The organism is Pseudomonas sp. P20, assembly GCF_016463925.1.
GTDB lineage: Bacteria > Pseudomonadota > Gammaproteobacteria > Pseudomonadales > Pseudomonadaceae > Pseudomonas > Pseudomonas aeruginosa.
The window spans coordinates 82,537-104,724 of sequence record NZ_JAEMVM010000010.1 but is presented as its reverse complement, the minus strand read 5'-3'; the positions used below and the strand labels follow the sequence as shown (position 1 = coordinate 104,724).

General features: G+C 65.0%; 28 protein-coding genes, 1 tRNA gene and 1 pseudogene. 23 read left to right on the top strand and 7 right to left on the bottom strand.

The genetic code is table 11. The features are described from left to right. Positions 1–33: 33 nt before the first annotated feature. Positions 34–2,010, bottom strand: coding sequence for an alkyl/aryl-sulfatase (locus JHD77_RS15030; RefSeq protein WP_031756373.1), 1,977 nt, complete (start codon positions 2,008–2,010; stop codon positions 34–36). Between the two features lie 102 nt (positions 2,011–2,112). Here JHD77_RS15030 and JHD77_RS15025 point away from each other — a divergent pair, with 102 nt between their 5' ends. Then, positions 2,113–3,027 carry a LysR family transcriptional regulator gene (locus JHD77_RS15025; protein WP_003116515.1) on the top strand — a complete coding sequence of 305 codons (915 nt, stop codon included), beginning with the start codon at positions 2,113–2,115 and terminating at the stop codon, positions 3,025–3,027. 3 nt (positions 3,028–3,030) lie between these two features. On the opposite strand, the gene JHD77_RS15020 is transcribed toward JHD77_RS15025, so the two are convergent. From JHD77_RS15020 to JHD77_RS15005, 4 genes are all read right to left on the bottom strand, one after another. Continuing rightward, the gene (locus tag JHD77_RS15020; protein ID WP_003098351.1) at positions 3,031–3,219 is read right to left on the bottom strand and encodes a hypothetical protein; all 189 of its coding nucleotides are present in this window, start codon (positions 3,217–3,219) and stop codon (positions 3,031–3,033) included. Positions 3,220–3,341: 122 nt separating this feature from the next. After that, positions 3,342–3,587: a DUF1145 domain-containing protein gene (locus JHD77_RS15015; protein WP_003085479.1), complete on the bottom strand. Its 246-nt coding sequence runs from the start codon at positions 3,585–3,587 to the stop codon at positions 3,342–3,344. Positions 3,588–3,703: 116 nt separating this feature from the next. Continuing rightward, the gene (locus tag JHD77_RS15010) at positions 3,704–4,159 is read right to left on the bottom strand and encodes a hypothetical protein (RefSeq protein ID WP_003114164.1); all 456 of its coding nucleotides are present in this window, start codon (positions 4,157–4,159) and stop codon (positions 3,704–3,706) included. Positions 4,160–4,254: 95 nt separating this feature from the next. Continuing rightward, positions 4,255–4,434 (bottom strand): hypothetical protein, encoded by a 180-nt coding sequence (locus JHD77_RS15005; protein ID WP_003098355.1) that lies wholly within the window; start codon positions 4,432–4,434, stop codon positions 4,255–4,257. A gap of 232 nt (positions 4,435–4,666) precedes the next feature. Between JHD77_RS15005 and JHD77_RS15000 the strand changes: the two genes are divergently transcribed. From JHD77_RS15000 to JHD77_RS14955, 10 genes are all read left to right on the top strand, one after another. Next, entirely contained in the window at positions 4,667–5,743 is a 1,077-nt protein-coding gene (locus tag JHD77_RS15000; protein WP_003114162.1) for a DUF2157 domain-containing protein, read from the top strand. Continuing rightward, entirely contained in the window at positions 5,740–6,555 is an 816-nt protein-coding gene (locus JHD77_RS14995; protein WP_031756370.1) for a DUF4824 family protein, read from the top strand. Before JHD77_RS15000 ends, JHD77_RS14995 begins: the two co-directional genes overlap by 4 nt. Positions 6,556–6,635: 80 nt before the next feature. Beyond that, positions 6,636–6,848, top strand: a complete 213-nt coding sequence (locus tag JHD77_RS14990) for a cysteine-rich CWC family protein (protein WP_003098360.1) — start codon at positions 6,636–6,638, stop codon at positions 6,846–6,848. Continuing rightward, on the top strand, positions 6,848–7,540 hold the full coding sequence (locus JHD77_RS14985) for a pseudouridine synthase (RefSeq protein WP_003098362.1): 693 nt from the start codon (positions 6,848–6,850) through the stop codon (positions 7,538–7,540). The genes JHD77_RS14990 and JHD77_RS14985 overlap by 1 nt, the downstream gene beginning before the upstream one ends. Before the next feature lie 135 nt (positions 7,541–7,675). Then, a complete protein-coding gene (locus JHD77_RS14980; protein ID WP_003098363.1) occupies positions 7,676–8,719 on the top strand; it encodes a L,D-transpeptidase in 1,044 nt (347 codons plus the stop codon). Between the two features lie 79 nt (positions 8,720–8,798). Then, positions 8,799–9,536 (top strand): murein L,D-transpeptidase catalytic domain family protein, encoded by a 738-nt coding sequence (locus JHD77_RS14975; RefSeq protein WP_003085453.1) that lies wholly within the window; start codon positions 8,799–8,801, stop codon positions 9,534–9,536. 451 nt (positions 9,537–9,987) lie between these two features. After that, on the top strand, positions 9,988–10,890 hold the full coding sequence (phaG, locus tag JHD77_RS14970; RefSeq protein ID WP_014603238.1) for a (R)-3-hydroxydecanoyl-ACP:CoA transacylase: 903 nt from the start codon (positions 9,988–9,990) through the stop codon (positions 10,888–10,890). 130 nt (positions 10,891–11,020) lie between these two features. Next, positions 11,021–11,094, top strand: a tRNA-Gly gene (locus JHD77_RS14965). Positions 11,095–11,882: 788 nt separating this feature from the next. Further along, a complete protein-coding gene (locus tag JHD77_RS14960) occupies positions 11,883–12,608 on the top strand; it encodes a zeta toxin family protein (protein ID WP_048521442.1) in 726 nt (241 codons plus the stop codon). A gap of 8 nt (positions 12,609–12,616) precedes the next feature. After that, complete coding sequence (locus JHD77_RS14955; protein ID WP_162836249.1) at positions 12,617–12,775, top strand: hypothetical protein; 159 nt, start codon at positions 12,617–12,619, stop codon at positions 12,773–12,775. Between the two features lie 70 nt (positions 12,776–12,845). Here JHD77_RS14955 and JHD77_RS14950 read toward each other — a convergent pair whose 3' ends face one another. Further along, entirely contained in the window at positions 12,846–13,901 is a 1,056-nt protein-coding gene (locus JHD77_RS14950; protein ID WP_058172995.1) for a phage portal protein, read from the bottom strand. Continuing rightward, positions 13,898–15,661 (bottom strand): terminase ATPase subunit family protein, encoded by a 1,764-nt coding sequence (locus JHD77_RS14945; protein ID WP_058173075.1) that lies wholly within the window; start codon positions 15,659–15,661, stop codon positions 13,898–13,900. The genes JHD77_RS14950 and JHD77_RS14945 overlap by 4 nt, the downstream gene beginning before the upstream one ends. Before the next feature lie 155 nt (positions 15,662–15,816). On the opposite strand from JHD77_RS14945, the gene JHD77_RS14940 reads away from it, so the two are divergent. The 12 genes and pseudogenes from JHD77_RS14940 (at position 15,817) to JHD77_RS14890 (ending at position 22,155) form a co-directional block, all read left to right on the top strand. Continuing rightward, on the top strand, positions 15,817–16,638 hold the full coding sequence (locus JHD77_RS14940) for a GPO family capsid scaffolding protein (RefSeq protein ID WP_015967183.1): 822 nt from the start codon (positions 15,817–15,819) through the stop codon (positions 16,636–16,638). Positions 16,639–16,673: 35 nt separating this feature from the next. After that, the gene (locus tag JHD77_RS14935) at positions 16,674–17,690 is read left to right on the top strand and encodes a phage major capsid protein, P2 family (RefSeq protein WP_023127746.1); all 1,017 of its coding nucleotides are present in this window, start codon (positions 16,674–16,676) and stop codon (positions 17,688–17,690) included. A 5-nt stretch (positions 17,691–17,695) separates the two neighbouring features. Beyond that, entirely contained in the window at positions 17,696–18,397 is a 702-nt protein-coding gene (locus tag JHD77_RS14930) for a phage terminase small subunit (protein WP_191519324.1), read from the top strand. A 103-nt stretch (positions 18,398–18,500) separates the two neighbouring features. Next, positions 18,501–18,962: a head completion/stabilization protein gene (locus JHD77_RS14925; RefSeq protein ID WP_058172994.1), complete on the top strand. Its 462-nt coding sequence runs from the start codon at positions 18,501–18,503 to the stop codon at positions 18,960–18,962. Next, positions 18,962–19,174 (top strand): tail protein X, encoded by a 213-nt coding sequence (locus JHD77_RS14920; protein WP_058172993.1) that lies wholly within the window; start codon positions 18,962–18,964, stop codon positions 19,172–19,174. The genes JHD77_RS14925 and JHD77_RS14920 overlap by 1 nt, the downstream gene beginning before the upstream one ends. Positions 19,175–19,198: 24 nt before the next feature. Then, positions 19,199–19,552 (top strand): putative holin, encoded by a 354-nt coding sequence (locus JHD77_RS14915; protein ID WP_003098379.1) that lies wholly within the window; start codon positions 19,199–19,201, stop codon positions 19,550–19,552. 1 nt (position 19,553) lies between these two features. Further along, positions 19,554–19,826, top strand: coding sequence for a phage holin family protein (locus JHD77_RS14910; RefSeq protein ID WP_058172992.1), 273 nt, complete (start codon positions 19,554–19,556; stop codon positions 19,824–19,826). After that, positions 19,823–20,629 (top strand): N-acetylmuramidase domain-containing protein, encoded by an 807-nt coding sequence (locus JHD77_RS14905; RefSeq protein WP_058172991.1) that lies wholly within the window; start codon positions 19,823–19,825, stop codon positions 20,627–20,629. The genes JHD77_RS14910 and JHD77_RS14905 overlap by 4 nt, the downstream gene beginning before the upstream one ends. Then, a pseudogene (lysB, locus tag JHD77_RS14900) lies at positions 20,515–20,988 on the top strand (Rz-like lysis system protein LysB); the annotation flags it as partial. The gene JHD77_RS14905 and the pseudogene lysB, both read left to right, overlap by 115 nt. After that, positions 20,912–21,184 carry an Rz1-like lysis system protein LysC gene (gene lysC, locus JHD77_RS32365; protein WP_024007653.1) on the top strand — a complete coding sequence of 91 codons (273 nt, stop codon included), beginning with the start codon at positions 20,912–20,914 and terminating at the stop codon, positions 21,182–21,184. The pseudogene lysB and the gene lysC, both read left to right, overlap by 77 nt. Next, the gene (locus JHD77_RS14895) at positions 21,168–21,704 is read left to right on the top strand and encodes a phage tail protein (RefSeq protein WP_024007654.1); all 537 of its coding nucleotides are present in this window, start codon (positions 21,168–21,170) and stop codon (positions 21,702–21,704) included. The genes lysC and JHD77_RS14895 overlap by 17 nt, the downstream gene beginning before the upstream one ends. Beyond that, positions 21,697–22,155, top strand: a complete 459-nt coding sequence (locus JHD77_RS14890; protein ID WP_024007655.1) for a phage virion morphogenesis protein — start codon at positions 21,697–21,699, stop codon at positions 22,153–22,155. The genes JHD77_RS14895 and JHD77_RS14890 overlap by 8 nt, the downstream gene beginning before the upstream one ends. Positions 22,156–22,188 lie beyond the last annotated feature (33 nt).

The following is a 22,188-nucleotide window of genomic DNA, read 5'->3' as shown; positions in this document are numbered from 1 at the left end:
AAGACCAGGCGCCCCTCTCGGGCGCCTTCGTCGTCAGCCTTCGGACTTCGCCGCCGGCGTGACGATATCGAACCAGAAGTCGAAGTCGCCGAGCATGCCGAACAGTTGCCCCAGCAACAGCGGATTGCCGGAACTCTTCAGCTTGCCCTCGAAGACCAGGCGTACCGCCGATACCTCTTTGAGCAGCAGCCGGTTGAGATCGGCGCGGTCGATGCTCACGGTCTGCCCGGCGTCCTCGCTCTGCACGCCGCGCAGGTTGTTCAGGTGCGAGTTCTTCAGTTCCAGCAGGTAGTTCTCACCGATGTCCGGCAGGCGCAGGTTGATGCTCAGCGCCTTGCCCTCCGCAGCGCCGGCGTCCAGGCGCACGCCGAGATAGTCGAACAGCAGGCCGGTGTCCATCGCCGCCAGGGCATCGGCGCTGCCGGCCTTCATCGTCGGCTGGTCGCGCGGTACGCCGTGGCGCAGTTCGTAGGCGGCGCTGAGGTAGCTGTTGCGCCAGCCGGCGTTCTCCGCCTGGTAGCCGAGCTGCTCCAGGGCGTCGGCCTGCAGCTCGCGCGCGGCCCGGTTATCCGGCTCGGCGAAGACCAGCCTGTTGACCACCTCGACCACCCAGCGGTATTCGCCCCTGGCGTACGACGCCCGCGCTTGCTCCAGCAGGCGCTCGGCGCCGCCCATGTATTCCACGTAGCGGCCCGCCGAGTCCTCCGGGCTGAGCGGGTCGAGGCTCGCCGGGTTGCCGTCGTAGTAGCCCAGGTAGCGGTTCAGCACGGCCCGTGCGTTATGGCTGACCGAGCCGTGGTAGCCGCGGTCGTACCATTCCTGGTTGAGGCTGGGCGGCAGGCGCAGGCGGTTGTGCACCTGGCCGATGGTCACGCCCTGGTTGGCCAGGTGCAGGGTCTGGTCGTGCAGGAAGCCGTACAGGTCACGCTGCTTCTCCAGCACCTCGACGATCTCCGCGTTGCCCCAGCGCGGCCAGTTGTGCACTGCGAACATCACCTCGGCCTGCCTGCCGAAACGATGCAGCGCCTGGTTGATGTACTTGCTCCAGCCCAGCGCATCACGTACCTCGGCGCCGCGCAGGGTGTACAGGTTGTGCAGGGTGCCGACCACGTTTTCGGCCATCAGCAGGGCCTTCTGCCGCGGCAGCCAGATGTTCATCTCCGCCGGCGATTCGGTACCCGGCGTGTTCTGGAAGGTGAACGGCACGCCGTCCAGCACCAGGTCCTCGCCCTCGCTTTCGATCAGGCGGGTCGGCGCCAGCAGGCTCAGCGGTCCGCGCGCCAATCCCTTGCCGATGGCCATGTCGACCTGCCCCTGCGGCCCCTTGGGCAGTTGCGTGCCGTACTGGTAGGTGGCGCGGCGCATCATGGCGTTGCCGGCCAGGACGTTCTCCTTGATCGCCGCCTCCATGAAGCCGGCCGGAGCGATGATCTGCACCGCGCCGCTGGCGACCTGCTGTGGCTCTACCAGACCGCGCACGCCTCCAAAGTGATCGGCGTGGGCGTGGCTGTAGATCACCGTACGGATCGGCCTCTCGCCCAGCTCGCGGCTGACCAGTTCGTAGGCCGCCCTGGCGGTGGCCGGGGTGGTCAGGGTGTCGACCACGATCCAGCCGCTGTCGCCGCGGATGAAGGTGATGTTGGCCAGGTCGAAGCCGCGCACCTGGTAGATACCCTCGGCAACCTCGAACAAGCCGTACTTGAGATTGAGCAGGGCCTGGCGTTGCAGGCTGGGATTGATGCTGTCGCGAGGCTTGCCGTCGAGGAGGAAGTCGTAGCCACCGAGCTGCCAGGCGACGCTGCCGTCGGGGTTGCGGATGAGTAACCGCTCCGGGCGCCGGATCAGGCCGCGGTCGGCGCGCTCGAAGTCGGCGCGGTCGGCGAAGGGCAATTTCGCTTCGACCCGCCGCTGGGCCTCGACGGTGAAGGCACTGGGCGGTTTGGGCGCGGTGGTTTCGGCGGCGCCGGCGAGCAGCGGGGCGAGCGCCAGGAGTGCAAGCAGACGGCTCATCGGATACTCCGTTTTATTGTTGTGGGCTTCGGCTGGCACTATGCCGAGCGGCACGGCAATAATTCCAATGCATTCCAGGTCCACATTCGATACGGAGTCCGCATGAGCGATCTACGCCAGTTCCGCCACTTCGTCGCCCTCGCCGAGCACGGCCACTATGCCCGCGCCGCCGAAGCGGTGAATCTCAGCCAGCCGGCGCTGTCACGCAGCATCCAGGCGCTGGAGGGACAGTTGGGTTGCACCCTGGTGGAGCGCGGCAGCCGCGGCGTGGCCCTCACGGCCCACGGCCGGCTGGTGCTGGAACACGCTCGGCGCCTGCTGGCCGGGCATCGCGCACTGCACAACGCGGTGAGCCAGTTGGCCAATCTCGACAGCGGCGAGCTACGCCTGGGCGGCGGTCCCTTCCCCGCCGCACGGCTGTTGCCCGAGGCACTGGCCGGTTTCTCCAGCGCCCACCCACGCGTGCGCGTCGTACTGCTCATCGAAGACTGGCAGACCCTACGCCAGCGCCTGCTGGATGACGCCGTCGAACTCTTCGTCGCCGATATCCGCGAGCTGCAAGGCGATCCGCAGTTGCGCATCCACCCGCTACGCGAGTATCCCGGCGTACTCTTCTGCCGCCCCGGCCATCCGTTGCTGCGTCTGGTGAGGCCGAGCGCCGAGCAACTGGCCGACTACCCGCTGGCCGGCCCGCGCCTGCCCGAGGCAGTCCGCGGCGACCTGGCGCGCCTGCTGCAACGCGAAGAACCGCTCGGCATACAGTGCGACGACGTGCTGATGCTCAAGGGCCTGGTCGGCTCCAGCGAGCTGATCAGCCTGGCGCCCTGGGACGTGGTTGCCGCCGACGTCGAGGCCGGCCGTCTGGCGCTGCTGCCCTGGCCCGCCGGCGCCGAGCCCGCCCGCGCCAAGGGCTCCGCCTACGGTCTGGTCAGCCGCGCCGGCCGCAGCCTGTCGCCGGCCGCGGCAGTGTTCGTCGAGCGGGTGCTGGAACAGGACCGGCGCTTCGCCGCCACCTGAGGATCAGCGCCAGCGAGCGTCGTCGCGGCGCTCCTGCCAGGAACGGTTCCAGTCGCGCCCGCGGTTGTCACGGTCGCGGTCGTGATAGCGCTCGTAGCGGTAGTCGGGACGATGCCGGTGGTCGTTGCGGTCGTAGACCACGCAGGCCGACAGCGGCAGGACGAGGATCAGCAGGGAAAGCAAACGACGCATGGCGCCTCCTGTGCGGTTCCGGCCTCTCCTGCGGATGCGGGAGGATTGCCTGTTCCGGAACCTGCACATCGGACTGCGCGGCGCGCGGGCGGTGCCCGCGGCGAGAGTAAAGCCTGGGTAAATCAGCCGAGGCTACGCAGGTGCAGGACGCCGAACAGCAGCACCTGGAGGCGCTCCAGCCAAGGTGCCGGGCGCGCCTTGAGACGCCCGTTGAGCAGCAGGATCTCGGCGGCATGGACCAGCACCAGCACGCCGGACAACAGCAGGATCGGTCGATGCAACTCGCCCAGCGGGTAGGCCAGGTTGACCAGCGCGACGAGCCAGAACATCGCCAGGGCGCCCTTGGCGAACGACAGAAAATGACTCATGGGAACCTCCTCGTTTCGGTATCGGCAGAGTGTGCCGAGCAAATGCGCCAAGAGGGTCCGCACTTTCGACTGGAAAGCACGACGGCGCCCGCAGGCGCCGCCTTTCCTTGCGCACCTCAGTTGCGCCAGCGAGGTGTCCCGCCCTGCTGGCCCTGGTGTCCCGGACGATCCTGCCGACCGTGTTGTTGCCAGCGTTGCGGAGAATGCCCGCGCCATTGCGGCTGGCCGCCGCGCTGCCAGTTGCCCGGATGCCGCTCGCCACGATGGGCCGGGCGCGATTCGTGGTAGCGCTGCTGGTAGCGATATTGCTCGCGCCGGTAGTCGCGGTGGCCATCGTAGCGGCGTGGCGCCGGGTAGTAGCGTTGGTCGTAGTAGCGCGTCGAGTAGTAGCGCCGTTCGCTGCGCCAGCCATCGTCATACACGCGATAGCGCGGCACTTCGTAGGCGTAGCCGTAGGGCTGGCCGCGATAGTGGCGCCAATCGCCGTCATCGTAGTCGTAGTCATACACCGCGCAGCCACCCAGGCTGGCGAGAAGCAGAAGAAGCGGGACTCTCAGGAATGTGCGCCACATGGCAGCCTCCTGCGGCCCCGCTGCCGACCGGCCGGACGACCGGCGACGCCGCGAGGCGCGCATACGACGTGAAGACTCGGGAAATGGAAGTGGGCTCAGCACCAGCCTTTCTTGGCGTGGCCCGGAGGACAATGGGGCGGGCCGCCGCGATCGTAGCCGTAGTAGCCATCGTCGAACGGATCCAGTTCGACGTAGGCGCCCGGCACCCGAACGCTGCAACCGCTCATCAGGAAGGCCGCCAGTAGCAGCCCGAACAATCGCATGACCATCAGCATTCTCCTTCATCGCAGAACGCAGCCGAACCACGCCTGGACAAGATCCCGATGGAGCGGGAAGCCGGTTGCGGCGGTTGCAACCCGGCTGCAATAGAGACCGAAGGAAAAAACGGAAATTCCCTGAATCCGACCAACGACACGGGCCTCCAGAACGTGACCGCAGCCGGCGTTTCTCGGTAGAGTGCGCGGACCAAGGACTGCCGGCCCCGCCGGAACCGCTCAAGGAGCATGCATGCAACCCATCGACCGCGCCCAGGCACAGCAGCGCGCCAACGACATCCTGGTGTTCCAGCGCGAGCTGCAACGCCTCGACCAGGAGCAGGCGTTCCGCCTCGAACCGGCCCAGGCCCGGCAACTCGCCGACTATCACCTGGCCCTGCTGGACAGCTACCGCGACCGTTTCGACATCGACCACGACCTGCGCAGCCAGCAACTTTCGCTGGGCATGCGGGTAGCCTCGTTCTTCGGCGCCCTGGCCTTCGCCGCCAGCGTGTTCCTGCTGTTCTATCGCTTCTGGGGCCTGTTCCCCACCGTCGCCCAGGTGGCGATCCTGATCGGCAGCGCCTTCGCCGCGTTCTTCGCCACGCTCTGGGTCCAGGCCAAGGACGCCTCGGGCTACTTCAGCAAGCTGGCGGCGATGGTCGCGTTCGCCTGCTTCGTCCTCGACCTGACCATGCTCGGGCAGATATTCAACGTCACCCCCAGCGACCTGGCGCTGGTGCCCTGGGCGCTCTACGCCCTGCTCCTGGCCTACCTGTGCAACGCCCGCCTGCTGCTGGCGGCGGCGATCCTCTGCGTGATGGGTTTCATCGCCGCGCGCGTCGGCACCTGGGGCGGCGGCTACTGGCTGAGCGTAGGCGAGCGACCGGAGAACTTCTTCCCCGCCGCCGCGCTGATCTTCGCCGTGCCGCTGTGCTTCGATCAGCGCAACTTCAGCGGCTTCGCCGTGATCTACCGGGTGTTCGCCCTGCTCGGCCTGTTCCTGCCGATGCTGGTGCTGGCCAACTGGGGCTCAGGCAGCTACCTGGCGTTACCGTCGGCGCTCATCGAGGGGCTCTACCAGGTCGCCGGCTTCGTCGCCGCCGCCCTTGTGATCTGGCTCGGCGCGCGACGCAACTGGGCGGACGTGAGCAATACCGGGATCACCTTCTTCGTCATCTTCCTCTACACCAAGTTCTTCGACTGGTGGTGGGAAGCGATGCCGAAGTACCTGTTCTTCCTGGTGCTCGGCCTCAGCGCCCTGCTGATCCTGCTGGTCCTGCGCCGCCTGCGCACGCCCCTGGGCATCGCCGCGAGGACTGACGCATGAATCGCAACCGTCGCAACGCCCTGATCGCCGGCAGCCTCCTGCTGCTGGCGGCGAACCTGGCCGCCCTCGGTGGCGTCGCCTGGAACCGGTCCGGCGAGGCCGAAAGCAAGCTGGTGCTCAGCCAGCGCGAGCTCCAGCGCAACTGGTCCTACGGTTTCTGGAGCGAAGAGAACAGTGGCGTCGAACTGCGCCTGGAGCTTCGCTCGCCGAGCAGCGAGCCGCCCAGTGACCTCGCTCCCCCGCTGCCGCCCGAGCAGATGCGCGCCCTCGGTTTCAGCATCCCGGACGCGCTCGACGAAGAGAGCGTATGGCGCTACCGCCGCCAACAGGAAAAACAGGTGCTGCTGGTCCTGGAGCTCGACGGCCCGGCCTATCGCCGCGAAGTACGCCTGGCCGAGGAGCGCCTGGCCGAGGCCCGCGCCCGCAGCAAGGCCCTGCCCAAGGACGAAATGCTGTCCAGCCAGATGGAGGCCGCTCGCCACCAACTGAAGCATGAGCAGGGAGAGGCCAGCCGACTGTTCATCGTCGACACCGGCCTCGACCTGGCCGCCCTGCGCCAGCGCTACCCCGAGCGCCAGCGCTACGCCATCGTCAAGGGCCGGGTGCGTCCCTGGTCCGCGGTCGACGGAGGCAGGACGCTGGTCGGCGGCTACATCAGCCGTACCGACCTCGCCGCGATCAACGTGCCACGACAATGGCACGCGGTATTCGCCAAGGTCGACGGACAAAACTACCGGCTAGCGCCGCTGGAACTGCACCTCAGCTTCGGCCAGCGCCTGGAGCCCTGGATCACCAACGCCGTTCGCCGCTGAAACGCCCCGCCTGGCGCACGATGCTTGCATCCGCGCGCCGGGCCCTGCACCCTGGGCACCCGCCAGCCATCCACCGCGCCATGAACAGCGAAATCGATCCAGGCCGCTGCCCGCTGTGCCAGCAATCCAACCGCTGCACCCTGGCCTATCCCGCTAGCGCCACCCAGGCTTGCTGGTGCTTCACCACGGAGATCGATGCGGCCGTGCTGGAGCGGATTCCCGCCGAGCTGCGCCGCCGCGCCTGCCTCTGCCCACGCTGCGCGCAACTGCTGCCGCCCGACGCCGACGACTGATGCGCCTGGACCGCTTCCTCGCCAACCTGCCCGAACTCAGCCGCCGCGACGCGCAGATGCTGATCGCCGGTGGACGCTTGCGCGTGGACGGCCAGGTGGTGCGCGACGGCACCCACGAGGTGCGGGTGTTCAGCCGGGTGGAACTGGACGAGCGGCTGCTCCAGGCTGGCAAGCCGGCGCGCTACTACATGCTGCACAAACCGATGGGCTGCGTCAGCGCCACCCGCGACCCGCAACACCCGACCGTCCTCGACCTGTTCCCGGAAGACCTGCGCGACGACCTGCACATTGGCGGTCGTCTCGACTACAACACCACCGGCCTGATGCTGCTGACCAACGATGGCCAGTGGTCGCGCCGCCTGACCCTGCCGGGCAGCCGGCGCGACAAGGTCTACTACGTGGAAACCGAGGCGCCCATCGACCAACGCTACGTGGATGCCTTCGCCGCCGGCCTCCACTTCCGCTTCGAAGACCTGGTCACCCTCCCCGCGCAGCTCGAACCGATCGGCCCACGCTGCGCCCGCCTGACCCTGCACGAAGGCCGCTATCACCAGGTCAAGCGCATGTTCGGCCACTTCGACAACAAGGTGCTGCGCCTGCACCGCGAGCGCATGGGCGATATTTGTCTCGACCCGCAGTTGCCGCCGGGTGCCTGGCGCCCCCTGAATGCTGAAGAAATCTGTTCGGTGTGAAACCCCGCCGCCCGCCGCCTGTCCACCGAAAGAGGCCGGACCGCAGGGGTTTGGCCGGCCGTCGCGAGCGACGCTAAGCTGAATGGCATCTGTCGGAGCGACAGCCTTTCCCGCATGGAGCAAGAGAAAGCGCCAATGAAAAGATCCCTTGCCGTACTGCTGCTGGCCTTCGCCGTCGGCAGCCTCCACGCGGCGCCCGCCAGCCCAGCGAACGCGCCTTTGCCGCCGGCCGACATCAAGGCGCGGCTGAAGAGCATGAAGCCCGGCGAGTACCTCTGGTACCCTGAGGTTTCCCCGCAGGGACCAGTGACCATCGTGGTCAGCCTTACCGAACAGAAGGCCTACATCTACCGCAACGGTATCGCCATCGGGGTCAGCACCCTCAGCTCCGGCAAGAAGGGCCGGGAGACCCCGACCGGAGTGTTCTCGATCCTGCAAAAGAGCGTCGACCACAAGTCCGACCTCTACAACAGCGCGCCCATGCCCTACATGCAGCGCCTGACCTGGGACGGCATCGCCCTGCACGCCGGCAACCTGCCCGGCTATCCCGCCTCCCACGGCTGCATCCGCCTGCCCATGGCGTTCGCCAAGAAGCTCTACGGCATCACCGGATTCAGCTCCACCACGGTAATCATTTCCAACGCCAGCAGCGCGCCGAAGGAAGTCGACCACCCCGGCCTGCTGGCACCGACGGTAGCGGACGGGCGACCGGTGACGCTGCCGGTGGAGCCCGGAGAAATCGCCTGGAACGACCCCGGCGCGGAACGCGGTCCGTTGTCGGTGCTGATCAGCCGCGCCGACCAGCGCGCCTATGTCTATCGCGGCGGCCAGCGCATCGGCACCGCACCGGTGCAGTTGCCGGCACGCCCGCAAACCGGCATGGCGGTGTTCTCGCTGCTGGAAAAGCCGACCCCGGAAGAAATCAGCGAGACCTCGCCGAACCTGCGCTGGTCGGTGGTCCAGGTGAGCAACCCGGGACAGGGCCTGACACCCTCCGAGCAACTGGGCAAGATCCGCATGGACCCGACCTTCGTCCGCGAAATGCTCGGTGCCATGGACGTCGGCAGCACCCTGGTGATCACCGACTGGGCCTCGACCCGGGACACCCACAGCGACTCCGATTTCACGGTGATCGCCACGGAAACACCGAACAATCCGACGAAATCGCTTAAAAAGTAGTCGGCAAGTTGTTCAAAAATCGAGCACAATGCCTCTCATCCGGTAAAAACCACACTGAACCGATGGGAATACTGCTCGTATGCCAACCTTCCTCCGTGCCGCCCTGCGCAGGCTGAGCCTGGCGGGCGCCACCCTTTGCGCACTGGCCAGCGGGCCGGTATTCGCCATGCCACTTCCCTCCGCCAAGGACCTGCAGAAACTCGCTCCCCAGGCCAGCCTGCCGACCCTCGAACTGGCCCTTACCGCCTATGCCTGCGCGAGTGCCAGCCAGGGCGGCGACAACGGCCTGCTGACGGTGATCGACTACTCGCGGCCGTCGCGCGACAAGCGTCTCTGGGTATTCGACCTGAAGGCCCGCAAGCTGCTCTTCGAAGAGTGGGTGACCCACGGCAAGAACAGCGGCGATGACCTTGCCACCTCCTTCTCCAACCGGCCGAACAGCTACCAGTCGTCGATCGGGCTGTTCCAGACCGGCCAGCTCTATACCGGCAAGCATGGTCAGTCGCTGCGCCTGGTTGGCCTGGAGCCGGGCTTCAACGACAAGAGCGAAGAACGCGCCATCGTCATGCATTCCGCTGCCTACGCCGATCCCAGGGTGGTTCCCGGACTCGGTCGCCTGGGCCGCAGCCAGGGCTGCCCTGCGGTACGCCCGGCCGTAGCCGCCCGGCTGATCAACACCCTCAAGCGCGGCAGCTACGTGTTCGCCTACTACCCACAGCCGAAGTGGCTGGAAACCTCGCGCTTCCTCGCCCCGCAGAGCTGCGCCGTGGCACGTGCGGCGCGTACGCCGGAAGTCATCGCCAGCCTGCTCAAATGAACCGCCGGGGCGGCGGCCGCGCCGTCCCTTTCCTTCCCGGCATCCCGAAATCGCAGCATCGGTACTTGCCTCGCGGCATTTCGTCGGATTCCAGCCCCCCTTCCCCCATCCAAAAGCGAAACAGGGCTTGCAGCCCGGCACGCCGGCTGCTTAACTGACGCTCACGTTGTGACTGACCAGTCACAAACGACTTCCAAGAAAGCCCGCGTGACTGCCCGCGCTTCGGCGCCGGCCTTTCCTGCCCGGCCAATAGCCGCTTCGCCAAAATCCGAGAGGATTTCGGACGCTCTCTATTTGCCTGTAAGTCGTTGAAAATCAAAAGTTTATCAAATCCATCCGAATGACATTCAACTGTCATTGGGAGGCGCTTTCATCTGCCCATGAGCATTTTGTATTCGCCGCGACAAGCAGGTCGCCGCGTTCCCATCGAACGATTCCAGGAGGAAGCGACATGAGGCCGGAAACAGCCATCATCGAGATCCACGGGCAATACAGGATTCACACCGAGTTCTACGGCAACCCCGCGGCGCAGCAGACCATCATCCTGGTCAACGGCTCGCTGTCGACCACAGCGTCCTTCGCCCAGACCGTGAAGTACCTGCAGCCGCATTACAACGTGGTGCTCTACGACCAGCCGTATGCCGGCCAGTCCAAACCCCATAACGAAAACCACACGCCGATCAGCAAGGAATGCGAGGCCAGGATCCTGCTGGAACTGATCGAACGCTTCCGTGCCGAGGTAGTGATGTCGTTCTCGTGGGGCGGCGTCGCCACCCTACTGGCCCTGGTGCAACGTCCCGGACGGATCCGCAGGGCGGTGGTCAACTCATTCTCGCCTCAGCTCAACCCGGCCATGCTCGACTACCTGCATCGCGGCCTCGACTACCTCGCCGCCTGCGATCGCACCCAGATCGGCAACCTGGTCAACGAAACCATCGGCCGCTACCTGCCGCAGTTGTTCAAGCGCTACAACTTCCGCCACGTCAGCAGCCTGGACGAGCACGAATACCACCAGATGCACTTCCATATCCGCGAAGTGCTGCGCCTGAACGCCGATAGTTATACCGAGAGCTTCGCCGGCATCGAGATCCCGGTGCTGTTCATGAACGGCGAGCTGGACATCTACACCACGCCCCACGAAGCCCGCCAGTTCGGCCAACTGATCCGCGGCGCGGAATTCCACACCATCCGCAATGCCGGCCACTTCATCGACGTCGAGCACAAGGCCGCCTGGCAACAGACCCAGGACGCCCTGCTGGCCTTCCTCCGCCCGCAGCGCACGCAGCCGCTCAACCCGATCTACCGCCCCCAGCCCAACGGCGCCAGCGTCCCCCTCGCCGCCCTCGCCAGCTAACCGCCACCGCCACGGGGAGCCCCGCTCCCCTGGCGGAAAAACCCAGCGAAATCAACAAAAACCCCGCCCCGGGCTTCACCTGCCGCCGCGCATCTGGTAAAAAGGCGCCCTGGCCGCAAAAGCCATCCGAGCGGGCGTCGTATAATGGCATTACCTGAGCTTCCCAAGCTCATGACGAGGGTTCGATTCCCTTCGCCCGCTCCAGTATTTCCGGGCCTTCCAGCCGCCCAGGCGCATCGAGCGCAAGTGCTGGGGGCCGTTTCGGGGGCCGTTTGCGTGCGTCACTGGCAAGTGCGCACGGAGAGCGAACAAACGGCAGAGAGCCAGGTTCCAATGCCCGCCCCGCCTGGCAACCCCTCGTTTTATGTTGACCCATCGAAATTGGGTAATTTTGGTAATTCGTTTTCAGAACTGCCATTTCCTCCTTTCAATTCAATAGCTTACAGAAGCTTTTTAAAGGTAATAATAGGGTAATTTTGAGGTAATCGAATTACCTTTGTGCTGGGTAAGCTCGCCGATTTATGAACCCCTTATAAATCAATGGCTTACAAAAAAATTACCTTTCCAATTACCCTAAATTACCTTTCAAGGTAATTGCTGAAAGCCAGTAACCACGCGGCATACAGCCCGCTTAGAACCCCAAATTACCGAAATTACCTTTTTCCGAGGGGTCAACAGAAAAACGCCCCCAGGAAGGCCCCTTGCCGCCCTCAGAAAAGGGCCTCTGGTGCAGGGATTCGCAGGGATTTCCGAGTTCGGAAATCGGAAGGTAGCGCCCAGCCTGGGCCGTTGGCGGCGCTGTGCAGAAGTGCAGAAAAAGAGGTCTATTTAGAGCGGAGGCGTGGCGGGGGGACGACTGCGCGCGCCGAGCGGAATTGCGCAAAAACCATTCATTTTTCCTTTAAAATGGCATTTCTCGATAGAGAAAGCTGATTGGCGCCAACCGGTGGTTGTAGGCGAGATTTGAGCTGTGATGGGTGACAGGAGGTCCCATGCCGTTAAGCGCTGAGGAGCAGGCAATTTGCGATGGCGCCATCGCGTTCGCCAGAGCGAACAAGAAGTCCATTGCAAAGCGGCTAACAAGCCCCCAGATATATGCTCGAGAGGAAAACCCCGTGTCAGTTTTCATGGCCGGGTCCCCTGGGGCAGGCAAGACAGAAGCCTCGATCGAGCTCCTGTCTCAGTTCGACGAGATCGGGTCAAAGGTTCTACGGATCGATCCAGACGAATTGCGGTCTGAGTTCGAAGGGTACACGGGAGGGAATTCCTGGCTGTTCCAACCTGCCGTCTCTATTTTGGTAGAGAAGATTCATGATTTGGCCCTGGATCAGCGACAGTCATTTCTCTTGGACGGCACGCTAGCCAACTACGAGATAGCAGAGCGGAACATCCAGCGATCCTTGCGCAAGGGCAGGACTGTGCTAATCCTGTACGTGTACCAGCGGCCTGACCTTGCATGGGAATTTGTCCAAGCTCGAGAGCGAGTAGAGGGAAGAAAAATCCCGATCGAAGAGTTTGTGAGACAGTATTTCGCGGCGAGAGACGTCGTGAATCGGCTCAAGCAACGCTTCGGAGGGTCGATAGAGGTGGATCTGCTGCTGAAAAACAACGACGGATCCCACCGTGTTTACGAGGCGAACATAGACCGGATTGACAGCCATGTCCCCGAAACCTATGATCGCGCGTCCCTTGAGCAGATGCTTTTACAGCGAGGCTAAGGATTGAAATGAGCATTTTTACAGTGAAAAAGCCGGGCACAACCACGAAATTCTCTGAATTCGTTCGTAACGCGTCTTCCGAAGAGAAGAAGCGTGTATACAAAGTCGTGATGAAGAAATCCACCGAGCGCCAATGCAAGGTGCTAGCAGCAGCTGCTGCAGGCTGAACTCAAAGAGATTCGAAAAGGCCCTCATCAAGTGAGGGCTTTTTTTTGCCTCGCGCAAAAGCTCGGTAGATCAACGGAGCGAAGGCAGGCCCAAGGCAGTGAACCTCACAACCTCCTCCCCGATCAGCTCATTGACCTGCTGCAGGCGCGCCTGCATTGGCTCGAGTTCCAGGCTGGCCCAGACCGCTGCCGCGTCGCTGATGGATCCGAACCCACCAGCGTTCTGCGGCACAACCCCCATCAGTTGCGGATAGACCCGCAGGCCGGCGAGCTGGTCGTCGCGGCTGATGTTTTTGATCGAGCCGAACTCGTCCTTGGCCGCCACCTCGCTGACCGGAATCAGTTGGATCCCCTCCTTCTTCCCGTTCGGCGCGTAAACGAACAGGTTGCGGAAATTGCCCGGCCCCTTCGCGGTCTTCAGCGCCGTGCGCAGCGCGTCGATGTCTTCCTCGTTCTGTGCGGCGTCGGTCATGTAGAGGATGAAGCCGGCGTGGCTGCCGTTGTTGTAGTACTTGCGCCGGAACAGCGTGGCCGACTCGTTCAGCAGAGCGCTCTGTAAGGCGCAGAACCACTCCGGCACCCCGTAGATTTCCTGGTTGATGTCGGCCTCGCGCAGCTGGATCACGCTGCCCTTCTCGAATTCGTGCTCATCCTTCCAGCTGCGCACCTGGTAGAACGTCTCCAGATCGGTGCCGCGGCGTATGTATTTCGCCAGAGGCGCCTGCAGCGGCATCCGCGTGCCCAGGCGAGAGCGAGGCTGCTCGAGGTAGGCCGAGCCGAATGTCAGCCAGTCCAGGGAGAACTGCTCGAACGTCGCCCGGCTGAGCAGGCGGTGTGGGATAAACGTCTTGGCCAGCATGTTGCGCTTGAACTTCAGGCCCGACTGCAGGTAGACGCTCGACCCCACCGCCTTGGCCAGCCCCTCCATGGACAGCGGCGGCTCGTACCACCGCCCGTTCGACCAGCACTCGAGGTAGTCGAGGATGCCCCGCCCGTCGAGCACCGGCATCGGGTCGCCGAAGGTGAAGGCCTCGGCACGGCCACCCTGGCGCGGGATGAACTCGCCTTCCTGGGCGGACTGGACTGTAACTGGCTGCTGGCGGCGGTGGCTGCGACGTTTGCTCATCCGAAAATCTCCATGCGGCCGGTATTCGCGGGGGTCTGCCCCTCGAGCGGCTCGTTCTGCAATGCGTGGAATAGCGCCCAGGCCAGATCGGCGTGGCCGGTGTTGTCGTTGCGGCCGGCGGTATAGGTGAACTGGCGCCCACCGGCCGTGATGGTCTTGCGGATAGCCATCAGCGCCTGGGCCAGGTCGGTCCAGCCGGCGTCGAATTCGAGGCGGCCGTTCTTGATCACTGACCAGGCCTTCATGACCAACTGCGTCTTCACCTCGGGCGAGTAGCTGAAGGTGCGCACCCCCGGGAAGAACTGGCGCACCAGCTGCGCGACGCCAGAGCCCATGCCGGTGGTGTCGACGCCGATGTAGGTGACCCAGTAGCGCTGGGTCACCTTGCGGATGAACTCGGCCTGCTCGGCGAAGTCCTTGCCGCGGAATTGATGGCGCTCCAGCACGCGGAACTTGCCGCCCGGTACCGCCGGCGGCGCCACCACCACCAGACCCGCGGTGTCGCCCGTCTCGGCGGGGTCATAGCCCAGCCACACCTGGCGATCACCGAACGGCCGCAGCGCGAACGGCTTGTAATCCTCCGACCACAGGTCCCAGCTATCGACCATGCACGGCTGCAGCATGGTCAGCGGGAAAATGCTCGCGCCGTCGTCGACGAACTGGCACATCAGCAGGTTCTGGAAAGCCTCGGCGTCGTACTCGAGACGCAGCTCGGCGATGTCGAACAGGTCGCAGCCACGGGCCTCGGCATCGAGGATCGTGACGATCTGGCGCCAGATGCGGTCCTCGCACAGCCGCCCTTGCTGCAGGGCGTCATGACTTACGTCGATCTTGATGCGATCGGCGGCCGGCTTGCCCTTGTTGAAGCGCTCGCCAGTCCAGAACGTGTAGGCCTCATGCGCCATCGAACTGGGCGTCGAGAAGTAGGTCCGGCGGTAGCGCTTCTGCATCGCCATACCGCTGGCGACCTTGTTCAGCTCCTTGAACTTGAACGTCCAGAAGAACTCGTCGAAGTAGAAGTTACCGTGGTAGCCCTGGGCAGTCCGCGCGTTGGTACCGAGGAAGTGCAGTTCCGCGCCGTTCGGCAGGATGATCGGGTCGCCCTTCAGTTCGACACCTACCGCATCGCGCGCAAAGGCCTGGATATACGCCTTGAAGATGTGCGCTTGGGCCTTGCTGGCCGACAGGAATATCTGGTTGCGCCCCGTTTCCAGCGCGTCGATCAGCGCCTCGCGGGCGAAGTAGAACGTGGCGCCGATCTGTCGCGACTTGAGAATCACGCGGGTTCGCTGATTACCCGCGCGGTACCAGTCTTTCTGGTAGTCGAAGCAACCGTCGAGGAAGGCCTCGACCAGTTTCTCGGTCAGTTCCTCGTTGATGTCGTTGCGCTTCGGCTTGCGCTTGGGACCTTCGTTACGCTTGGCAAGCTCGGGGTTCAGGTCGGTTTCCGTACCACCGCCCTGGTAGCGCTGGATCCGCGCCTGACGCTCAAGCTGCCGATGCAGCAGGTCGATTTCCTTGTAGTCACCGCCGGTCTTGCCGTCCTTCAGGATCAACTGAACCAACCGGGCTTCCAGGGCGCCCCCGATCCGTTCTACGCTGTCGGCCCGGTCCCATCCGTCGCGGTCCTTCCATGAGTGAAGGGTCTTGTCCTTCTCGCCCAGGTGATCGGCGATGTCGCAGACACGCCAACCCATCCAGTACAGGAATTTGGCCTGGCGGCGGTTGTCACGGATGGGAATTTCGACGGCAGCGTTCATGGCGCAGATGCTGCCGCCCACCCTCGCCCCTCAGTAGCGCCGCCCCTTGTAGCTCCGCCCCCTACAATCCCGCGTGATTGCTGGGCCGCGCGCGCGTCCCGAACATGCCCCTCATTGCCATGCACCCCACATCAGCCGCATTGAGGACTCCCGGCATGAAGAAATTCCGCAGCAAATGGTTCCGCATCGCCGTCGAAGGGGCGACCACGGACGGCCGCAACATCGAGCGCGACTGGATCGAGCAGATGGCCGCGCAGTACGACCCGAACACCTACGGCGCGCGGATCAACTGCGAGCACATCAAGTGGGCCTGGCCGGCTGGTGAGTTCGGCGCCTATGGCGACGTGCTGGCGTGCAAGGCGGAAGAGATCGACATCAACGGGCAGAAGAAGCTCGCCCTCTTCGCCCAACTGGAGCCCAACCAGGCGCTGCTGGAACTGAACAAGCAGCGGCAGAAGGTCTACACCTCGGTCGAGATCGATCCCAAGTTCGCCGACACCGGCAAGGCCTACTTGGTCGGCCTGGCCATCACCGACTCACCCGCCAGCCTGGGCACCGAGGCGCTGTCCTTCAGCGCCAAGAACGGGACCCTCGCCAGCCGCAAGACCAACCCCGACACCCTGTTCAGCGCTGCCGAAGAGGGCACCCTCGAATTCGAGGAATACGAGGACAAACCCTCGGTCGGCGCGGCGCTGTTCACCAAGGTCAAGGAACTGCTCAAGGGCAAGGAAGCCCGCACCCAAGCCGAGTTCGGCCAGGTCGGCGAGGCCGTCGAAGCGATCGCCGAACACAGCCGCGACCTGGGCGAGCAACTCGGCGAGCAGAAGAAGCAGACCCAGCAACTGGCCAGCCAGTTGGACAAGGTCACCAAGGAACTGGCGGACCTCAAGAGCACCCTCGATAGCACCCGGGACCACAGCCAACAGCAGCGGCCCCCGGTCACCGGTGGCGGCAGTGTCGCCCTGACCGACTGCTAACCGTCCCCCGCCCCGGTATCCAAAGGAAAAGCACCATGCGCAACGAAACCCGCAAACAGTTCGACGCCTACCTGGCGCAACTCGCCAAGCTCAACGGCGTGAGCTCCGCAGTCCAGACCTTCGCCGTCGAGCCGAGTGTCCAGCAGAAGCTGGAGCAACGCATTCAGGAGTCCAGCGAGTTCCTGAAGCAGATCAACGTCTACGGCGTCGACGAGCTGCAAGGCGAGAAGATCGGCATCGGTGTCAGCGGCACCATCGCCAGCCGTACCGATACCACTGGCGACGGTGTACGCAAGCCGCGCGACGTGTCCGCGCTCGACAATCAGCGTTACGAGTGCAAGCACACCGACTTCGACACCGCAATCACCTACGCCATGCTCGACGCCTGGGCCAAGTTCCCGGAGTTCCAGGCCCTGCTGCGCGACGCGATCCTCAAGCGCCAGGCCCTCGACCGCCTGATGATCGGCTTCAACGGCACCAGCGCCGCGGCTACCACCAACCGCGCCGCCAACCCGCTGCTGCAGGACGTGAACATTGGCTGGTTCCAGCAGTACCGCAACAACGCTCCGGCACGGGTACTGAAGGAAGGGAAGACCACCGGCAAGGTGGTAGTCGGCAACGGCGCCGACGCCGACTACAAGAACCTCGACGCCCTGGTGTTCGACGTGGTCAGCAGCCTGATCGATCCCTGGCACCGCCGCGACCCGGGCCTGGTGGTGATCCTCGGCCGCGAGCTGGTCCACGACAAGTACTTCCCGATGGTGAACAAGGACCAGCCGGCAACCGAGAAGATCGCCACCGACCTCATCCTGTCGCAGAAGCGCATGGGTGGCCTGCCGCCGGTGGAAGTGCCCTACGTGCCCGAGAAGGGCCTCATGGTCACCACCCTGAAGAACCTGTCGCTCTACTGGCAGATCGGCGGTCGCCGCCGCTACCTGAAGGAGGTACCGGAGAAGAACCGCATCGAGAACTACGAGTCCAGCAATGACGCCTACGTCGTCGAGGACTACGGCCTCGGCTGCCTGGTCGAGAACATCGAAGTCGCGGAGTAGATGACATGGCCTTCAGTCCCGCCAAGGCGCACTTCCTGCGCGTGACCGCCGCTCAAGAGGCGGCGGCCACTGCCCCGCACCAGGGCATGGAAGGCGCGAACGCCTATGAGCTGCAGCTCGCCCAGCTGTATCAGGATCGCAGCCGCCTGAAGAACATCCAATCCGGCGAAGGCAAGGCAGCGCTCAAGGTCGAGCTGCTGCCGGCCTACCAGCCGTACATTTCCGGCGTGCTTCAGGCCGGCAAGGGCGCCCAGGACGAGGTGGTCACCACCGTCATGCTCTGGCGCATCGATACCGGCGATTACGCCGGCGCCCTGGACATCGCCGACTACGTGCTCGCACACGACCTGGTCATGCCCGACCGCTTCGCGCGTACCGCCGGCTGCGTCATCGCCGAAGAAATCGCCGAGGCCGCGCTCAAGGCACAGAAGACCGGCGGCAGCTTCGACCTTGCGACCTTGCATCGCACCCTCCTGCTCACCGACCAGGCCGACATGCCCGACGAAGCCCGCGCGAAGCTCTATCTCGCCGCCGGCCATGCCACTCTGGAAGGCCTTTCTGTAGAGAGCCCCGGCCAACCCGGGCAGGTGCAAGCCGGCATCGATCTACTCAAGCGCGCGATCCAACTGCACGACAAGTGCGGCGGGAAGAAGGATTTGGAGGCCGCCGAACGGCTCCAGAAGAAACTGACCGCCTCTGGCGGTTGACCGAGCGTACCCCGCGCCCCGCCGGCTCGGGGCCGATCTGCCAGGTCCTCTCCTTCCTGAGCAGTGACGCCCCGACCACCGGCGACCTCAAGCGAGCAGCAGCATGAGCGGATTCATCGCCAACGGCCCGGTCCCAGCCGGGCACATCAACAGCGATCCCTTCTGGCCCACCATCGAGCTCGAGCATGTGCGCGCGAACCTGCGCATCGACTCCAGCGTCGATCCGGCGCGCCTCGAAGTTGCAGTCATTGCCGCGGTGATCAGCGTCAACCGCGAGCTGCGGGCCTGGCGCCTTGAGAAGATCGCGGCCGGCTATGCCGAACTCGCCCAGGTGCCGTCCGACAAGGTGCGGGACACCTCCGAACTGGAGCAGCTGTATCTGCGCGCAGTGCAGTCTGCCACCGCCGCCGAAGTGGCCGAGCGCTACCGCTGGTACGACACCACCACCAGCGGCAACGACAAGGCCCAGGACATCGCAACCACCATCGACGACTACCGCCGCGACCAGCGCTGGGCGATCCGCGACTTTCTCAAGCGTCCCCGCACGACGGTGGAGCTGATCTGATGGCCGCCGTCGCGATCGCCCACCAGAACGACACCGTCGAGGCGCTGTGCTGGCGGCTCTACGGCCGCACCGCCGGCGTGACCGAGGCAGTCCTCGAGGCGAACCACGGCCTGGCCGACCACGGCCCCACCCTCCCCCCTGGCCTCAAGGTCACCATGCCGGACATTCCGACGGCCGCCCCGGAACGGCAGATGGTGAACCTATGGGACTGACCACTTTGCAAGGAACCACCCCGCATGGCTGACCTCACCACCACCGCCACGGCCGGTGCCATCATGGGCCTCGGCCTGGGCGTAACCCTTCCGGTCGACGGCGGCATGCTGTTCGGCGCCCTGCTCGGCGCCTGGCTGGCCACCGGCACGAAGCAGGACCTGAAGGCCTGGTCGCGCCTGCTGTCGCTGATCCTGCCGACCTGCGTCGGCTACCTGTTCGCCGATGTCGCCCTCGCACGCGTGCCCTGGCTGACCAACCTGGCCTTCTCTGCTTTCGTCTGCGCCCTGGTGGTCATTCCCCTCAGCCTCAAGGCGGTCGCCTGGGTCGACAAGGTCGACTTCGACGACCTCTGGCGCCGCATCCGAGGAGGTCGCTGACATGCTCATGACTGCCGTTCCGTTGATCGCCGCCCTGGCCTATATCGCCGCAGCGCTGCGCCTGGTCTGCTACCAGCGCTGCGGCGCTCGCTTCCGCCGCAGCATCTCGTTGCTCGCCAGCCTGCTCGGCGCATCCATGGCCATCTGCGGCCTGGAAATCCTGCTCTACCGCCCACCGGTCAGCATCTGGCACGCCATCGTCGCCGCCCTGCTGTGCCTGCTGATCTTCCGTTCCCGCGGCAACGTCGCCGCCCTGCTGAGGCCTTCCCCATGACCCTTCGATATGGTGACCGTTCTCAAGAGGTCCTCCAGCTTCAGCGTCGACTGAACACCTGGGCCGGCGCCAACCTCTACGAGGACGGCCACTTCGGCGCCGCCACCGAGGACGCGGTGCGTGCCTTCCAGCGTTCGCATGGACTGGTCGCCGATGGCATCGCTGGCCCGAAGACCCTGTCCGCCCTCGGCGGCGCTGACTGCTCGCACCTGCTGCAGAACGCCGACCTCGTCGCCGCCGGAGCTCGCCTCGGCCTGCCGATGGCGACGATCTATGCAGTCAACCAGGTCGAGTCGAACGGCCAGGGGTTCCTGGGCAACGGCAAGCCGGCAATCCTGTTCGAACGCCACATCATGTACCGCCGTCTCGCCGCCCACGATCAGGTCACCGCCGACCAACTGGCCGCACAGTTCCCCGCGCTGGTGAACCCTCGCCCGGGCGGCTATGCCGGTGGAACCGCAGAGCACCAGCGCCTGGCGAACGCGCGCCAGATCGACGATACCGCCGCCCTGGAGTCGGCCAGTTGGGGCGCCTTCCAGATCATGGGTTTCCACTGGCAACGCCTGGGCTACGTCAGCGTGCAGGCCTTCGCCGAGTCCATGGGGCGCAGCGAGTCGGCCCAGTTCGAAGCGTTCGTCCGCTTCATCGACACCGACCCGGCGCTACACAAGGCGCTGAAGGCTCGCAAATGGGCCGACTTCGCCCGCCTCTACAACGGCCCCGACTACAAGCGGAACCTCTACGACACCAAGCTCGCGCGGGCCTACGAGCAACACGCCAACTGCGCCGAGGCCAGCGCGTGAGCCTTCTGCGCCAGGTGCTGTACAGCGCCGCCCTGTTCGGCGTCCTCGGCCTGCTCCTGTGGGTGCAGCAGCAGCGCATCGACCTGGCGCAGGCCCGACTGGCCCAGGCCGAGCTGGCGAGGAAAGCCAGCGACGCCCAGCTTTCCCGCCAGGCCGGCACCATCACGGCCCTCGAGGCCGCCCTTTCCCGCGAGCGCCAGGCCCAGGCCGACCTGGACCAACAGCGGCAGCAGCTGCGCCAGGCGCTGGCCATCCGCGAACGCTTGATCGAGGACCTGAAACGTGACGATGAACCCTATCGCCAGTGGGCTGACCAGCCTCTGCCTGATGCTGCTCGCCGGCTGCAACAGCGCCCCGCTATCACCGGAGCGGCCGCTTATCATCAGTGGCTGTCCCGCCGTGACGCCCTGCAGCCTGGAGTCAGCGGCACCGAAGGACAACGGCGGCCTACAGACTGAAGTCGAGCGTATCGGCCTGGCCTGGGCCGAATGCGCCGCGAAGGTCGACATGATCATCCGCACCCAAGGGGCTGCTACCCATGAACAAGCCCGATAGTCTGAAGGCACATCTGCTCGCCGCCGTGCCGGAACTCAGGAACAACGGCGACCGCCTGGTGATATTCATCGACAACGGCAGGGTCCGCAGCACCTCGGCCGAGAGCCTGTCCTTCGAATACGCGTATGACCTGCAGGTGATCCTTACCGACTTCGCCGGGCACCCCGACAGCGTGTTTCTGCCGCTGCTCGGCTGGCTGCTGGTGAACCAGTCGGAGCTGCTGGCCAACCTCACCAAGGTGCAGGACGGCATCACCTTCGAGGCCGACATGCTCGACCGCCGTAAGGTCGATCTCGGTATCGTTCTGCCGCTGACCGAGCGTGTCGTCGTCAAGCGCCGCGAGGATGGCCGCTACGACGTGAGTCACCCGGAAGAGCCCCAGCTCACCGAGGCCATCGAGGTCGATGGGCCGATGCAGATGCTCGCCAACGGCGAGCTGCTGGCCGAGTGGACACCGCCGAAGCCCACCGAGGCCGTCATGCTCGAGACACCGCAGATCAGGCGCCCGGCCAATGGCTGACAGCCTCCAGGCTCTGGAAGACTGGGCAGGGCCGATTCTCCGCGCCCTCGAGCCAGGCCCTCGTGCTGCCCTCGCGCGTTCGCTCGCCCGCGATCTACGGCGCAGCCAACAGACGCGCGTGATGGCACAGCGCAACCCCGACGGCAGCGCCTACGAGCCACGCAAGAAGCGCGAACTGCGTGGCAAGCAGGGCCGTATTCGGCGCAAGATCAAGATGTTCCAGAAGCTGCGCACGGTGCGCTATCTGCGCGCCAAGGGCGACGCCCAGGCAATCACCGTTTCCTTCGCCGGCCGGGTCACGCGGATCGCGCGAGTCCACCAGTACGGGCTGAAGGATCGCGCCGAGCGTGGCGCCCCAGAGGTCCGTTATGCACAGCGGCGTCTACTCGGTTTCACCGAAGCCGACCTTGAGATGATCCGCGAGGGGCTGCTCGCTCACATTCCAGCCTGAGCATGTACGCGTGGCCGCTACAAACGCCGCTGG

What these genes read in the sequence shown, in the direction of transcription:
- JHD77_RS15030 (WP_031756373.1), bottom strand. Translation starts at nt 2,010, where the DNA reads ATGAGCCGTCTGCTTGCACTCCTGGCGCTCGCCCCGCTGCTCGCCGGC.
- JHD77_RS15025 (WP_003116515.1), top strand. Translation starts at nt 2,113, where the DNA reads ATGAGCGATCTACGCCAGTTCCGCCACTTCGTCGCCCTCGCCGAGCAC.
- JHD77_RS15020 (WP_003098351.1), bottom strand. Translation starts at nt 3,219, where the DNA reads ATGCGTCGTTTGCTTTCCCTGCTGATCCTCGTCCTGCCGCTGTCGGCC.
- JHD77_RS15015 (WP_003085479.1), bottom strand. Translation starts at nt 3,587, where the DNA reads ATGAGTCATTTTCTGTCGTTCGCCAAGGGCGCCCTGGCGATGTTCTGG.
- JHD77_RS15010 (WP_003114164.1), bottom strand. Translation starts at nt 4,159, where the DNA reads ATGTGGCGCACATTCCTGAGAGTCCCGCTTCTTCTGCTTCTCGCCAGC.
- JHD77_RS15005 (WP_003098355.1), bottom strand. Translation starts at nt 4,434, where the DNA reads ATGCTGATGGTCATGCGATTGTTCGGGCTGCTACTGGCGGCCTTCCTG.
- JHD77_RS15000 (WP_003114162.1), top strand. Translation starts at nt 4,667, where the DNA reads ATGCAACCCATCGACCGCGCCCAGGCACAGCAGCGCGCCAACGACATC.
- JHD77_RS14995 (WP_031756370.1), top strand. Translation starts at nt 5,740, where the DNA reads ATGAATCGCAACCGTCGCAACGCCCTGATCGCCGGCAGCCTCCTGCTG.
- JHD77_RS14990 (WP_003098360.1), top strand. Translation starts at nt 6,636, where the DNA reads ATGAACAGCGAAATCGATCCAGGCCGCTGCCCGCTGTGCCAGCAATCC.
- JHD77_RS14985 (WP_003098362.1), top strand. Translation starts at nt 6,848, where the DNA reads ATGCGCCTGGACCGCTTCCTCGCCAACCTGCCCGAACTCAGCCGCCGC.
- JHD77_RS14980 (WP_003098363.1), top strand. Translation starts at nt 7,676, where the DNA reads ATGAAAAGATCCCTTGCCGTACTGCTGCTGGCCTTCGCCGTCGGCAGC.
- JHD77_RS14975 (WP_003085453.1), top strand. Translation starts at nt 8,799, where the DNA reads ATGCCAACCTTCCTCCGTGCCGCCCTGCGCAGGCTGAGCCTGGCGGGC.
- phaG (WP_014603238.1), top strand. Translation starts at nt 9,988, where the DNA reads ATGAGGCCGGAAACAGCCATCATCGAGATCCACGGGCAATACAGGATT.
- JHD77_RS14960 (WP_048521442.1), top strand. Translation starts at nt 11,883, where the DNA reads ATGCCGTTAAGCGCTGAGGAGCAGGCAATTTGCGATGGCGCCATCGCG.
- JHD77_RS14955 (WP_162836249.1), top strand. Translation starts at nt 12,617, where the DNA reads ATGAGCATTTTTACAGTGAAAAAGCCGGGCACAACCACGAAATTCTCT.
- JHD77_RS14950 (WP_058172995.1), bottom strand. Translation starts at nt 13,901, where the DNA reads ATGAGCAAACGTCGCAGCCACCGCCGCCAGCAGCCAGTTACAGTCCAG.
- JHD77_RS14945 (WP_058173075.1), bottom strand. Translation starts at nt 15,661, where the DNA reads ATGAACGCTGCCGTCGAAATTCCCATCCGTGACAACCGCCGCCAGGCC.
- JHD77_RS14940 (WP_015967183.1), top strand. Translation starts at nt 15,817, where the DNA reads ATGAAGAAATTCCGCAGCAAATGGTTCCGCATCGCCGTCGAAGGGGCG.
- JHD77_RS14935 (WP_023127746.1), top strand. Translation starts at nt 16,674, where the DNA reads ATGCGCAACGAAACCCGCAAACAGTTCGACGCCTACCTGGCGCAACTC.
- JHD77_RS14930 (WP_191519324.1), top strand. Translation starts at nt 17,696, where the DNA reads ATGGCCTTCAGTCCCGCCAAGGCGCACTTCCTGCGCGTGACCGCCGCT.
- JHD77_RS14925 (WP_058172994.1), top strand. Translation starts at nt 18,501, where the DNA reads ATGAGCGGATTCATCGCCAACGGCCCGGTCCCAGCCGGGCACATCAAC.
- JHD77_RS14920 (WP_058172993.1), top strand. Translation starts at nt 18,962, where the DNA reads ATGGCCGCCGTCGCGATCGCCCACCAGAACGACACCGTCGAGGCGCTG.
- JHD77_RS14915 (WP_003098379.1), top strand. Translation starts at nt 19,199, where the DNA reads ATGGCTGACCTCACCACCACCGCCACGGCCGGTGCCATCATGGGCCTC.
- JHD77_RS14910 (WP_058172992.1), top strand. Translation starts at nt 19,554, where the DNA reads ATGCTCATGACTGCCGTTCCGTTGATCGCCGCCCTGGCCTATATCGCC.
- JHD77_RS14905 (WP_058172991.1), top strand. Translation starts at nt 19,823, where the DNA reads ATGACCCTTCGATATGGTGACCGTTCTCAAGAGGTCCTCCAGCTTCAG.
- JHD77_RS14895 (WP_024007654.1), top strand. Translation starts at nt 21,168, where the DNA reads ATGAACAAGCCCGATAGTCTGAAGGCACATCTGCTCGCCGCCGTGCCG.
- JHD77_RS14890 (WP_024007655.1), top strand. Translation starts at nt 21,697, where the DNA reads ATGGCTGACAGCCTCCAGGCTCTGGAAGACTGGGCAGGGCCGATTCTC.